The sequence below is a fragment of the Microbacterium proteolyticum genome, assembly GCF_030818075.1.
In the GTDB taxonomy this organism is placed as follows: Bacteria; Actinomycetota; Actinomycetes; order Actinomycetales; family Microbacteriaceae; genus Microbacterium; species Microbacterium proteolyticum_A.
This window is the reverse complement of sequence record NZ_JAUSZZ010000001.1, coordinates 2,059,893-2,073,018: the sequence shown is the minus strand read 5'-3', so window position 1 is coordinate 2,073,018 and position 13,126 is coordinate 2,059,893. Positions and strand designations below refer to the sequence as shown.

At 70.7% G+C, this 13,126-nt stretch carries 11 protein-coding genes; 3 read left to right on the top strand and 8 right to left on the bottom strand.

What is annotated here, in order from left to right:
- Positions 1-151: 151 nt before the first annotated feature.
- The 6 genes from QE392_RS09635 to QE392_RS09610 all read right to left on the bottom strand — a co-directional run bounded on the left by QE392_RS09635 (position 152) and on the right by QE392_RS09610 (position 8,766).
- Positions 152-3,574 (bottom strand): error-prone DNA polymerase, encoded by a 3,423-nt coding sequence (locus tag QE392_RS09635; RefSeq protein ID WP_307451055.1) that lies wholly within the window; start codon positions 3,572-3,574, stop codon positions 152-154.
- 27 nt (positions 3,575-3,601) lie between these two features.
- Positions 3,602-5,146: a DNA polymerase Y family protein gene (locus QE392_RS09630; RefSeq protein ID WP_307451052.1), complete on the bottom strand. Its 1,545-nt coding sequence runs from the start codon at positions 5,144-5,146 to the stop codon at positions 3,602-3,604.
- Positions 5,146-5,889: a hypothetical protein gene (locus QE392_RS09625; protein ID WP_373426458.1), complete on the bottom strand. Its 744-nt coding sequence runs from the start codon at positions 5,887-5,889 to the stop codon at positions 5,146-5,148. Before QE392_RS09625 ends, QE392_RS09630 begins: the two co-directional genes overlap by 1 nt.
- A 169-nt stretch (positions 5,890-6,058) precedes the next feature.
- Positions 6,059-6,556, bottom strand: coding sequence for an HNH endonuclease (locus QE392_RS09620; RefSeq protein ID WP_307451050.1), 498 nt, complete (start codon positions 6,554-6,556; stop codon positions 6,059-6,061).
- Positions 6,557-6,900: 344 nt separating this feature from the next.
- Positions 6,901-7,836 (bottom strand): M23 family metallopeptidase, encoded by a 936-nt coding sequence (locus tag QE392_RS09615; protein ID WP_307451048.1) that lies wholly within the window; start codon positions 7,834-7,836, stop codon positions 6,901-6,903.
- A gap of 231 nt (positions 7,837-8,067) precedes the next feature.
- On the bottom strand, positions 8,068-8,766 hold the full coding sequence (locus QE392_RS09610) for a metal-dependent transcriptional regulator (protein WP_307451045.1): 699 nt from the start codon (positions 8,764-8,766) through the stop codon (positions 8,068-8,070).
- Between the two features lie 99 nt (positions 8,767-8,865).
- Here QE392_RS09610 and serC point away from each other — a divergent pair, with 99 nt between their 5' ends.
- Positions 8,866-9,987 carry a phosphoserine transaminase gene (serC, locus tag QE392_RS09605; protein WP_307451043.1) on the top strand — a complete coding sequence of 374 codons (1,122 nt, stop codon included), beginning with the start codon at positions 8,866-8,868 and terminating at the stop codon, positions 9,985-9,987.
- A 56-nt stretch (positions 9,988-10,043) separates the two neighbouring features.
- Here the strand turns inward: serC and QE392_RS09600 are convergent, their stop codons facing one another.
- Entirely contained in the window at positions 10,044-10,634 is a 591-nt protein-coding gene (locus QE392_RS09600) for a DUF3027 domain-containing protein (protein WP_307451041.1), read from the bottom strand.
- Complete coding sequence (locus QE392_RS09595; protein ID WP_307454093.1) at positions 10,618-11,001, bottom strand: cold-shock protein; 384 nt, start codon at positions 10,999-11,001, stop codon at positions 10,618-10,620. The genes QE392_RS09600 and QE392_RS09595 overlap by 17 nt, the downstream gene beginning before the upstream one ends.
- A gap of 106 nt (positions 11,002-11,107) precedes the next feature.
- Between QE392_RS09595 and QE392_RS09590 the strand changes: the two genes are divergently transcribed.
- A complete protein-coding gene (locus QE392_RS09590; protein WP_307451038.1) occupies positions 11,108-11,389 on the top strand; it encodes a multidrug ABC transporter ATPase in 282 nt (93 codons plus the stop codon).
- Between the two features lies 1 nt (position 11,390).
- Complete coding sequence (locus QE392_RS09585; protein WP_307451036.1) at positions 11,391-13,118, top strand: helicase-associated domain-containing protein; 1,728 nt, start codon at positions 11,391-11,393, stop codon at positions 13,116-13,118.
- Positions 13,119-13,126 lie beyond the last annotated feature (8 nt).

The following is a 13,126-nucleotide window of genomic DNA, read 5'->3' as shown; positions in this document are numbered from 1 at the left end:
GGTGGTTCGGTCGTTACGGTCGATCGGCGCCCAGGCTGACAGCTGGATGACCCGACCGCGCGAATGTTGTCGACTCACGACAAAGACCCGGTCATTCCGCGTGTCTTGCGATGTGCATCTCACCGGCGACCGACCGGTGGCGCGACTGCCGTCAGCGGAAATCCCGTGACGCGTGCGCGACTCCGACCCGGAGATCCGTGAAGCCGTCGGCGACCACGTTGGTCACCCCCTCGATCGAGCGTTCGAGCATGCCCCGCACGATGAGCGCGGGCGACTCCCTCGCGACCCGCCGGTACCTGTTCCACACCCCGACGGAGCAGATGATGTTCATGAGCCCGTGCTCGTCTTCCAGGTTGAGGAACGTGATCCCGGATGCCGTCGCCGGCCGCTGACGGTGAGTGACCAGCCCCGCCACCTCGATGCGTCGATCGGTCTCGAACGTGCGCAGCTCGCGCGAGGTGAGCACTCCGCGGGCATCGAGCGCGGCCCGGAAATGGGTGAGGGGGTGGTCGTCGGCGGAGAGGCCCGTCGCCCAGAGGTCGGATGCGAGGATCTCGTAGCTCGATGGGTCGGTGAACAGCGGCGGCTGCACGGCGACGAGGGAATCGGGGAGGAACTCGGCGCGATCCATCGCCGCCGAACCCGACAGCCAGATCGCCTCGCGCCGCGTGTGGCCGAGGCACTCGAACGCCCCGGCCGTGGCGAGCGCCTCGAGCTGCGCCGTGACCAGTCCGGTTCGGCGCACGAGGTCGCGGAGGTCGCGGTAGGCGCCCCCTCTCTCGCGCTCTGCCACGATGCGCTCGGCGACCTTCGTGCCGATGCCCGTGATGCCGGCCAGCCCCAGACGCACCGCGAATCCGCCGTCCCGGCGGTGCGCCGAGGTCTCGTCGGGCTCGGACGCATCGAAGTCGCCGGTCGGGGGCTGTTGCGCGTGTGCGCACGCGGCCAGTCCGGTGGGCCGCCCCGTGACACCCGCCTCTCCGCCGTCGACCGGCTCGAGACTCGCCTCGACCCCCGAATGCAGAAGATCGGGCCGCCGCACCACTACGCCGTGCCGCCGCGCGTCGGCGGTGAGGGTCGCGGGCGAGTAGAACCCCATGGGCTGTGCGCGCAGAAGCCCCGCGAGGAACGCCGCCGGGTAGTGCAGCTTGATCCAGGAGCTGGCGTAGACCAGCAGGGCGAACGACAGCGAGTGCGATTCGGCGAACCCGAAGTTCGCGAACGCCTGGATCTTGGCGTAGAGCTCGTCTGCGACTCGTCCCACCAGACCGTTCTCGGCCATGCCGGCGTACAGCGTCTCGCGCAGCGAGTCGATACGCTCGAGCCCCCGCTTGGAACCCATGGCCCGTCGCAGCAGATCGGCGTCTTCGGCGGAGCAGTTGCCGACCGCGACGGCCATCTGCATCAGCTGCTCCTGGAACACCGGCACGCCCATGGTGCGCTCCAGCACCGGACGCAGCTTCTCGTGCACGTAGGTGATGGGCTCCTGCCCCAGCTTGCGCCGCACGAACGGGTGCACCGCCCCGCCCTGGATGGGGCCCGGGCGGATGAGCGCGATCTGCACGACGAGGTCGTAGAAGGTACGCGGCTGCAGGCGCGGCAGCAGCCCCATCTGGGCGCGCGACTCCACCTGGAACACCCCGATCGAGTCCGCGCGGCACAGCATGTCGTACACGGCCTTCTCTTCTTTGGGCAGTGTCGACAGCTCCCACGCCTCGCCCGTGGCATCCCGGATCAGGTCGAAGCAGTACTGCAGCGCCGCGAGCATGCCCAGGCCCAGCAGGTCGAACTTCACCAGTCCCATCCAGGCGGCGTCGTCTTTGTCCCACTGGATGACCGTGCGGTCCTCCATGCGGGCATGCTCGATCGGGACGACCTCGCCCACGGGCCGATCGGTGAGCACCATGCCGCCGGAATGGATGCCGAGATGCCGCGGTGCCTTCAACAGCTCCGACGCGAACTCGATCACCTGATCGGGGATGTCGTGGTCGGCCCCGGTCTCGAGCGTCGCGCCCCACCGCTCGACCTGTTTCGACCAGGCGTCCTGCTGACCGGGCGAATGCCCGAGCGCCCGCGCCATGTCGCGCACCGCGTTCTTGGGACGGTATTGGATGACATTGGCCACCTGCGCCGCGCGCTCGCGCCCGTACTCGCGGTAGACCCACTGGATGATCTCTTCGCGCCGGTCGGAGTCGAAGTCGACGTCGATGTCGGGCTCCTCGTCGCGCAGGCTCGAGAGGAACCGCTCGAACGGCAGCTTGTAGAAGATCGAATCGACCGCGGTGATGTCGAGCAGGTAGCAGACCGCGCTGTTCGCGGCGGAGCCGCGCCCCTGACACAGGATGCCGCGACGGCGGGCTTCGGCCACGATGCCGTAGACGATGAGGAAGTACCCCGGGAAGTCCTTCATCTCGATGACGCCGAGTTCGCGTTCGATGCGGCGCCGGTCGTCGTCGGAGAGGTTCGGGTACTTGCGGGGTACGGCCTCCCACACCAGCTGCCGCAGGTACGACATCGGCGTGTGCCCCTCGGGGACCTTCTGCTTCGGAAGCGCGGGTTTGGCCCGGCGCAGCGGAAAGGCCAGCTCGTCGGCGAGCGTCACCGTGCGCGCGACAGCGCCGGGGTAGCGCGCGAACCGCGCCGCCATCTCGACACCCGAGCGCAGATGCGCGCCGGCGTGCGCCGGCAGCCACCCGTCGAGTTCGTCGAGACCCCGGTTGGCCCGCACCGCGGCGACGGCGGCGGCGAGCAGTTCTTTCTGCGGAGCGGCGTAGTGCACGTTGTTGGTGGCCACCGTCGGCAGCCCGCGCTCGGCGGCGAGCCCGGCCAGCACGTCGTTGCGACGCGAGTCGAGCGGGTCGCCCTGGTCCATCAGCTCGACGAAGACGGCCTCGGCGCCGAACAGGTCGACGAGCCGATCGAGCTCTCGGGCCGCTCCGGGAGGACCCTCGGATGCCAGAGCCTGCCGCACCGCGCCCTTGCGGCATCCGGTGAGCACCGCCCACTGCGGGTCGCGCGGTCCGCCCGCTCGCTCGGCGAGGTCTTCGAGGTCGTAGACCGGCCGCCCCTTCTCGGCACCGGTGAGCTGCGCGTGGGTGATCGCGGCGGCGAGACGGTGATAGCCCTCTTCCTGCCGGGCGAGCACGAGCAGGTGGGAGCCCTCGGGATCGGCCTCGCCGTTCTGCGGACCGGTGAGTCCCAGCGACAGCTCGGCTCCAAAGACGGTCTTCACCGTGCGCGCCTCGGCCGCCTCGGCGAAACGCACGATGCCGTAGAAGCCGTCGTGGTCGGTGAGCGCGAGAGCGTGCAAGCCGAGGCGCTCGGCCTCTTCGACGAGTTCTTCGGGTGAGGAGGCCCCGTCGAGGAACGAATACGAGGAGTGCGCGTGCAGTTCGGCGTAGGGAACAATGTCGGCCGGTCGCTCGATCGAGGGCGGCACGTATGCTCCGCGCTTGTGCGACCAGGCCGGGCTGTCGCCGCCGTCGCCGTTCGCCGGCGCTCCGGTGGGCCGGCGGGCATCGCTGAGCAGGCGCTCGAGCTCCGACCACTTCACGGGCGGGTTCGTCCATCCCATCAGCCCACCCCCGCTCTGCTGCGCGGCTCAGTCATACCGTCCCTCCGCCCGCCACTCGCCCTCTTCGACCACCAGCAGCCACGCCCCGCCGTCGGCGTCGACCACCTGGAATCGGTGCGCTCGGCGCGCGCGCAGCGGATCCCAGCCGCGCTCGCTGATCGGCCACGGCCCCGCCCACTCGTGGATGCGGCGGCGCTGGCCCGCCGTCTCGAGCACCGCGGGCGGGGCACTCAGCACATCGCGCTCCCCCACCGTCACGGGGGCACCCGCGATGTCGGTCACTCCCACCGGACGCGGTTCAGGGTAGACGGTGGCCGGGAGGGGGTCGGGAAGGCTGCCGGGCCAGGGCCGCGCGCGATCCTTCGCGGTGACGGCCCGGTCGCCCCAGGGCACGTTCACCTGGCGTTCGGCCAGCCATCGCCCGCCACCCACGACGGGTGTCACCACGGCGCGATGGCCGAGCATCGCCTGCACCCGCGACAGGGCATGGTGCACGCGCTCGTCGGGACCGGCGCCGAAGAGTCCCTTGGCGTGGTGGGCGGCGGCATCCACGGCTTCGGGTTCGATGTGCACGCCCGCGACACCGCTGCCGAAGATGCCCTGCGCGTCTTCGGCGAGCTGCCAGCGCACCCGGTCGACCACGGCGGCCGCGTCGAACGATCCGGGGTGCAGCCAGACGCGTTCGCTGCGCTCGGCCCGCTCGCCGGTGAGGACCACACGAAGCTCGGTGCACACCAGATCGTGCGCACCCAACCGGGCGATGAACTCCTCAGCCGCCACGCGCATGCCGAAGGCGATCTGATCGGCGAGTTCGAGCGGGGGCTCGAAGGCGACATCGCGGTGCAATTCGGGTGGGGGCGTCCGCGGCTGCACCGGCTGGGAGTCCAGCCCTCCCGACAGAGCGTGCAACCGCACGCCCCGGGCCCCGAAACGCTCGCGCACCCGTTCGACCGGCAATGCGGCCAGATCGCCCAGGGTGTGCACGCCCAGACGCCCGAGCAGACTGCCGAACTCGTCGTCGTCGAGCGTCGCGACCGACAGGGGCGCGAGGAATGCACCGGCCTCTCCCGGTTCGACGATCCGCACGGGGACGTCGATGGACGCCGCCCGCGCCGCCTGCTCGGCGGTGAAGATGCCGTCGGCGACGCTCGCCCGCACATCGCCGAACCCGTCGTCATCGAGCAGACGGATGAGCGTACGCGCGGCCTCGGCCTCTCCCCCGTAGTACCGGGCCGGACCCCGCGCTTTCAGCGCGCACAGCCCCGGCCGCACGACCTGCACGCCGGGGGCGTGCTCCTCGACGCGCGCGACGGCGGGGGCGAACGCCCGGGCATCGCGCACCGGATCAGCAGGCACGACCTGCAGCGTCGGGCACAGCGCCTGCGCGTCGCGGCGCTTCTGTCCACGACGAACGCCCTGCGCCCGGGCCGCCCACGAGCACGCCACGACGACGTTGTTCGCGAACACCGCCACCGCGGCATCCGGCTTCGGAGGCGTCGTTGCCTCTCGGGCGAACGCCGTGATCGGCCAGTCGGGGAACCACAGCACGAGGCTGCGCGTGGGCGCGTGCATCAGCCCACCGCCCGCACGGGGTACGTCCGCATCGGGTAGGCGTCGCGTTCGCGCGGCACGAGGCGTTCGGCGGGTGCGCCCAGCAGCTCGATCGACCCGTCGGCGGCCGGCAGGAGCATGCGCGCGCGGCGGGCGTTCGGCGAGCGCCGGCTGCTGACGGACACGGTGAGCTCGCGGCCGGCGAGATACCCGTGCCCCTGCCCGAGACCCGACCACTGGGGATCCGCCACGTCGATCACGGCCTCGGCCTGCGGCCATGCCCCCTGCACGAGCAGGACGGATCCACGATCGCGCAGGCGCGCGGCCAGACGCGTGGTCTCGGCACCCCCGCGGGCCGCCGTGGAGCCCACCGGGGGGCGGACGGCCACGACCGGCAGCACCTCGGTGATCGTCGCGGTCACCGCGAGCCATCGGGGACCCGGGTCGGGGATGAAGACGAGCCGGTCGAGGTCGAGGCCGTACTTCTCGGCAGCCTCGGCTCCCAGCTCGGGCATGCCGATCACCCCGCACCACGCTCCGTCTTGCGAGGGTCGGGCCATGAGCGCCAGCAGCAGCGACGCCGAACGGGCGAGCGCGTAAGCAGAGCCGGGCCGGAGCCCGCCCCCTGGGAGCAACGACGAGAACGCCGGGTGCGTGGGCAGAACCGGAACGTCCATCCGACGGCCCTGCATGCGTTCGAGGCGATCGCGCAGCGCATGGATGTCGGGTACGGCCTGTACCTGGTCTCGCATGATCGCCCTCACTCCCACAGGTTAGAACATGTGTTCTATTCCCTCAATCCCTGTGGGTCGAAGATACGATCGACCTCCGACATCGGTGCGGGAGGGGTCCGAGACGATCCCCGGCATGCCGATGGGCACGCCGGAGACGGACTCCGCCCGCAGCGGCCGCCGCCGCGCGAAGGGGTGAGCGTCAGGCCGCGAGCGCCAGGTACGGCTCCCACCGCGGGTCGCTCTTGTCGACGCCGCGCACCGTCCATGACGATCCGTGCGGCGGGGCCGGCACGAGTCGCAGCTCCCAGCGCATCTCCTGCGGCGTGCGGTCGCCCTTGACGTTGTTGCAGGCGAGGCAGCACGCCACGAGGTTCTCCCAGGTGTCCTTCCCCCCGCGCGAGCGCGGAAGGACGTGGTCGATGGTCGACGCCGCCTTGCCGCAGTACCCGCAGCGGTGAGCATCGCGGCGCAGGACCCCGCGGCGGGTCACCGGCACACGGCGCGCACCCGGGACGCGCACGTATCGGGTGAGGATGATCACCGCCGGACGATCGTACTCACCGGCGGCGGCCCACACGGGGTCTTCCTCGATGCGTTCGACGACGGTGGCCTTCTCGTTCATCACGAGCACCAGGGCCCGCTTGAACGACACGACCGCGAGGGGCTCGTAGCCCGCGTTCAGCACCAGTGTGCGCATTCACGTTTCCTCTCGAATGGCCGAGACGGCTTCTCGGATGTTCGACTCGTGACGACGGCAGGCGCAGTGGGGGATGAAAAAAGGCGCTGTCTAGACAGACAGCGCCTTGAAAGTCGCGGCGAGGCCGCGGCATCCGAACTCACGATGCCGAAGAACGAGCAGCCCGAGCGCATCCATGGTGCGGATGCGCGGACTGGTGTTCATCGGCGTTCCCTCCGGTTCTTCCGACGTCGCTGACAGGCTAACCCACGGCGACACGCCCGGGGACCGCCGCGAGAGGAAACGGAAGACGGCGTGTCGGAGAACGATCGTCTCCGGCACGCCGTCTGGTCACTCGATGACCCTCAGCCCGCGTTCTGCTGGAGCCAGGCGTAGGGGTCGACGACCGAACCGTTGATGTGCACCTCGAAGTGCAGGTGGTTGGCGGTCGAGCTGCCGGTCGAACCGACGAGGCCGATGAGCTGGCCGGCGGCGACAGTATCGCCCGCCTGCACCTGTCGGCTGCCGTAGGTCATGTGACCGTAGGTGGTCGACACCTTCTGGCCGTTGATGACGTGCTCGATCACGATGGCGACGCCGTATCCGCCGTAGCTCTCCTGCGAGACGCTCACGACGCCCGCAGCGGCGGCGAAGATGGGCTGGCCACCGGGAGCGAGCAGGTCGACACCCTGGTGGTAACCGGAGTCCCACAGACCGCGACCGAGGATGTAGCTCGTGAGGGGCCAGCGCACTTCGCCCGATCCGGGCGCGGTCATGGTCAGATCGACCGACGAGACGGAGGTGCTCGCGGTGGATGCCGCCTGGCGGGCGCGCTCGGCGGCGGCAGCGGCCGCAGCGGCCGCGGCCTCGTCGTCCTTCTTCTTCTTGATCTCGTCCGCGGTGGTGGCGGAGTAGCTGCTGCGGTCGAGCGTCTCGGCCGTGGCGTCGGACGCGACGACCAGGGACTGGTTGTCGACCGCCGAGATCTGCTGCAGCGTGACGGTCTCGGCCGCGGGGATCGTGGCCGCGTAGGCCGGAATGGCGACGGTTGCGACCAGACCCGCCACCATCGACAGGATCACGGCGCTGCGCAGCGGCTTGCCGAAGTTCCGCGGCGACGACGGACGGGAAGCGGGGAGGGTGCGGGCGACCGGCGCCGCCGCGGAAGCGGCGACCGGAACGGCCGCGGTGCTCGCGGAGCGTTTCGTCGTTCGGGCGACGGCTTTGCGCGCACTCTTGCGGGTGATGCCCGTGACGGGGACCTCGGGTAGGTCCGCAGACGGATCGGTGTGTTCAGCCAAAGTTCCTCCGGCGCCTCTGCGTCTTCGGGGACGCTGGCTCGTCAGCACTCGATGATGGGGGCACGATATGCGGGCTTGACCCTCTGCGGACGACGAGCCGATGAGGCAAACCGCGAGGGGTCCGACGGCGGGCTTCCAGCCTGTGGACGTCTTGAGGCTACCTGAAGATAACGAACATGTCACGCTTCGGACAGGTCCTCCGGGCGAACACCCGGGTGAGACGCGCCGGACTCAGTCGGCAGCGACGAGGAAGATGTGCGAGGCGACCTCGACGGGCAGCTCGAGGCCCTCGTCGACGCCTTCCATCTGCACGAGAACGTACCCGTCGTTGAAGCGGTAATCGCCGCGCTTGCCGGGCAGTACCCCAGCGGCCTTGAGCTGCTGCAGCAGTTCGGGGTCGACCTGCGCGGGCTCGGCCAGACGCCGGATCGTGCCGGTGATGGGGCCGCCGGCTTCCGTCAGCTTGCGCACGAGTCCCACCACGCCATCGTCGAAGGTGGCGGTCGCGGCGTCGCCGAGCTGGTCGAGACCGGGGATCGGGTTGCCGTACGGCGATTCGGTGGGGTGACCGAGCAGCTCGACGAGCCGGCGCTCGACCTGCTCGCTCATGACGTGCTCCCACCGGCAGGCCTCATCGTGCACGTACGCCCAATCGAGGCCGATGACGTCGCTGAGCAGACGCTCGGCGAGGCGGTGCTTGCGCATGACGTCGACGGCCTTCTGCCGGCCGTCGTCGGTGAGCTCGAGCCGCCGGTCTTCGGAGACGACGACGAGACCGTCGCGCTCCATGCGCCCCACGGTCTGCGACACGGTGGGTCCGGAGTGCCCGAGACGCTCGGAGATGCGCGCGCGCAGAGGCACGATCTTCTCTTCCTCGAGTTCGAGGATGGTGCGCAGGTACATCTCGGTGGTGTCGATCAGGTCGGTCATTCGGGTGTCCTCGATGTCGCGCGGCAGGTCTCTCCAGCCTACCGACCCCCTCCGACACGAGCGCGGGACTCTCTGCGGCAGGACCTTAGAATCGGTCCCATGCCGCACGTGGAACTCCCCACCGATCTCCTGCCCGCCGACGGTCGCTTCGGGTGCGGCCCCTCGAAAGTGCGCGGTGCGCAGCTCGAGGCCCTCGTCACCCGCGGGGCGTCCCTGCTCGGCACCTCGCACCGCCAGGCGCCGGTGAAGAACCTCGTCGCCAGCACGCGCGAGCGGCTGGCGCAGCTGTTCCGGCTCCCGGACGGCTACGAGATCATCCTCGGCAACGGCGGATCGACCGCCTTCTGGGATGCCGCCGCCTTCGGTCTGATCGAGAACCGCAGCCAGAACCTCGTCTTCGGCGAATTCGGCGGCAAGTTCGCTTCCGCGGCTGCTGCGCCGTGGCTGCAGGCGCCCGACGTCCGCAAGGCCGAGCCGGGCACCCGCACGGTGGCCGAGGCCGTCGAAGGCGTCGACGTCTACGCCTGGCCCCACAACGAGACCTCCACCGGTGTCTCCGCCCCGATCGAGCGCGTCCACGCGGATGCCGGAGCACTCACCGTCATCGACGCCACCAGCGCCGCCGGGGGCATCGACTTCGACGTGACGCAGGCCGACGTCTACTACTTCGCCCCGCAGAAGAACCTCGGCTCCGACGGCGGACTCTGGTACGCCGCCGTCTCGCCGGCCGCGATCGAGCGCATCGAGCGCATCGCGGCATCCGACCGCTACATCCCGGAGTTCTTGAGCCTGAAGAACGCCGTGGACAATTCGCGGCTCCAGCAGACGCTCAACACCCCGGCGGTCGCGACGCTCCTGCTGCTCGATGAGCAGCTGGGCTGGATCCTCGACAACGGCGGCCTGTCGTGGGCGGGGGCGCGCACCGCGGAGTCCTCGACCGCGCTGTACGAGTGGGCCGACGCGAGTGCGGTGGCCACCCCCTTCGTCACCGATCCCGCCGACCGCTCCCCCGTCGTGGTCACCATCGATTTCGACGACAGCATCGACGCGGCGGCCATCGCGAAGAGCCTGCGCGCCAACGGCATCGTCGACACCGAGCCCTATCGCAAGCTCGGGCGCAACCAGCTGAGGGTCGCGACCTTCGTCTCGATCGAGCCCTCCGACGTCCGGCGCCTCATCGGCGCGATCGACTACACGATCGCGCACCTGCCTGAGGCCTGACGCCCGCAACGACGAAGGCCGTCCCGCATCGTGCGGGACGGCCTTCGTCGTTGCGATCAGTAGCTGCGGTCGCCCTCGTCTCGATCCTCGTCGAGGTCGATCTCGTCGTCGTCGTCGAGGTCGCCCTCGTCGTCCTCCGACTCGTCGGCACGGTCGGCGTCCAGCTCGTCGATGTCGACGCCGTCCAGGTCGCCGGCGTGGAAGCGGGCCTTGGGCTCCTCGTCCTCTTCGTCGTCGTCCGGGCCGTCGTCGTCATGGTCGGCGTCGTCGTCATCCACGTCGTCGTCGAGGTCATCCTCCTCGTCGTCCGCCACCGCGGCGGCCTGCGCCGCGTGATACTCGGCGAGACGCGTCGCCCACGGCACCCAGTCGGGCGCGAGGAGCGCGCCGTCACCGGGGAGCAGTTCGGCTTCGAGCACCGTCGGCTCGGCGTCGTCGACCACGGCGACGCTCACCGTCCAGAACCATCCCGGATAACCCGACAGACGCGTGTGGAATCGCAACGACACCACGCCGTCGTCCTCCGGCGTGTAGCCGGCCGCGGGACCGACGGTGTCGGCGGGCGTGATCTCGTGCAGCGCGGCGAGCGCCAGGTCGTGCGCGCCGGTGAGGCGCTCGTCGGCGACCTGCTCAGGCTTCGAAGTCATCGGCGACCTTGCGCAGCACGGCCGCGATCTTCTGCGCGTGCGGGCCGCTGGGGTAGCGTCCCCGGCGAAGGTCGCCGCCGATGCCGTCGAGGAGCTTGACGAGGTCTTCGACGATGATCGCCATGTCGTCGGCGGGCTTGCGGGAGCGCTTCGACAGGCTGACGGGGGCGTCGAGCACGCGCACCGACAGCGCCTGCAGACCGCGCTTGCCGTCGGCGACGCCGAACTCGAGCCGCGTCCCCGCCTTGGGCGCGGGGGTTCCGGCGGGCAGAGCCGTGGCGTGCAGGAACACGTCCTGGCCGTCATCGGTGCTGATGAAGCCGAAGCCCTTCTCGTCGTCGTAGAACCTGACCTTGCCGGTGGGCATGGACACCTCGCTGAGTGTGTGCGCGATCGCGCGGCGGAACGCGGGAGCCGATCGGATCCCGGTCTTCCAGCCTACGACACCTGCGGCAGGCAGTAGGCTGTGGCCGATGAGCACCCGCACCCCCGGTCGCCGCACGCCGGGCGACGATCTCCCCGTCCGCCGCATCGACCGCATCCTCGCGTTCATGTCGCTGGGGCTGCTCGTCCTGGCGCTGGTGTGCTTCTTCGCCATCATCATCGGTTCCACCGCGGGTGCCGACCTGGCATCCGGTGTCTGGCCGGTGGTCAGCCTTCTCGTCCTCATCACGCCCCCGGTGGCGTTCGGATGCCTGCTGGCCGTCCTCATCATGAGCTTCGTCCGAAGGGCCCGGGCCAACAGGGCTCGCTGACGTGCCCGAGACCTCCGCTCAACGCGCACTGGCTGTGTCGTTGAGCGCGCGTTCCGACGACCAGCTCGCACGACTGTTCTCCGACCGGCAGATCTCGCCGTCGGTCACGTGGCGCGACATGTTCGACGCCGCGGAAGCCCTGCTCGACCCCGCTTCCGTGGCCAGGGCATTGCCGGCCCTCACCCGGACCGAGTCGGAGAGCCTCGCCGCGGCGGTCGCCGGCACCCCGGTGACCGGGCCGGCGCACGACGACCTCGCCGCGCGTGCCCTGGTGGGCGAGGACGGTCGACCGTTCCCGACCGTGGCCGAAGCCGTCCGCGAGGCCCTTCCCGACGGCATCCCGGATGCCACCGACCCGGCACCCGCACCCGCCGCGGTCGCGACGGCCGCCGCCGCCGAGGCCGCGTTCACCCACGCCGCGTCGGTGGCCGACATCCTGCTGCAGACACTCGAGGCGCCACTCGGACGTATCGGGTCGGGATCGCTCGGGGCGACCGAGAGACGTCGCCTCGTCGACGCCGGTGCGGTGTCGACGCCCGCGGATGCCGACCTGCTCGTCGGGCTCGCGGCGGAGGTCGGCCTGCTGGGCGCGAACGACCGGGCCTGGCTCGTCTCGCCGACCGGTCGCGAGTGGCTCCGCCTGCCGACCCTCGAACGCTGGAAGCGCACCGCGGTGGCGCTGCGCGATGCCCTCCCCCGCGCCTACCGCGCCGCCGGCGGGGAATGGCTGCCCGTCGAGGAGTGGGCCGGTGCCACCCCGTTCGACCCCGAGGGACCCGATCGCGCCGAGTTGTGGACGCGCCGGCTGGTGCGATGGGGTGTCCTGGATGCCGCGGGGCGCGTCGCTCCGTGGGCCGAGCCGCTCGCGCGCGGCGGCGACGTCGACGTCTCGGCGCTGCGCGATCTGCTGCCGCCCGAGGTCGACCGCGTCTACCTGCAGAACGATCTGACGGCCATCGCACCGGGGCCGCTCGCTCCCCACCTCGACGTCCGGTTGCGCGGGATGGCCGCACGGGAATCACGAGCCCAGGCCTCCAGCTACCGCTTCAGCGCCGCGTCCATCGGCGCCGCGATCACGGCGGGCGAGACCGCGGACTCGCTCCGGGAGTTCCTCACCGGCATTTCGCTCACTGGTCTTCCGCAGCCTCTCGCCTATGTCATCGAGCGCACGGCGGCCGAGCACGGTCGCGTCCGTGTGATGAGCGATCCCGCCACCCGCCTCACGCGAGTGGTGACCGACGACGAGACGCTGCTGCGCTCGATGGAGATCGACCAGTCGCTGCGCTCGATCGCCCTCTCGCGCACCGATGACGACGAACTCGTCTCGCACGTGTCGAGCGACGTGGTGTTCTGGGCGCTCACCGATGCCCACTATCCCGCCGTGGCCGTCGACGCCGACGGTCGCCCGCGCGCCCTGGAGCGGGCGAAGCTCTCCGCCGACGCGCAGCCCTCGTCCGACCCGGTCGAGACCTATACCGACCTGCTGCGGCGCCTGCGCGCGGGCGTGGGCGACTCGGATGCCGCGTGGCTCGAACGCGAGCTCGACCAGGCCGTTCGCGCCCGCGCGGTCATCGACGTCTCCGTCCGCCTCCCCGACGGCTCGACCCGCGTGTTCCGCTTGGAGGCGACGGGCTTGGGCGGAGGACGTCTGCGCGGCCGGGATCGCGGTGCCGATGTCGAACGAACACTGCCGCTGTCGCACATCGACGGCGTCGCCCCCGTCGAGTGACACCGACT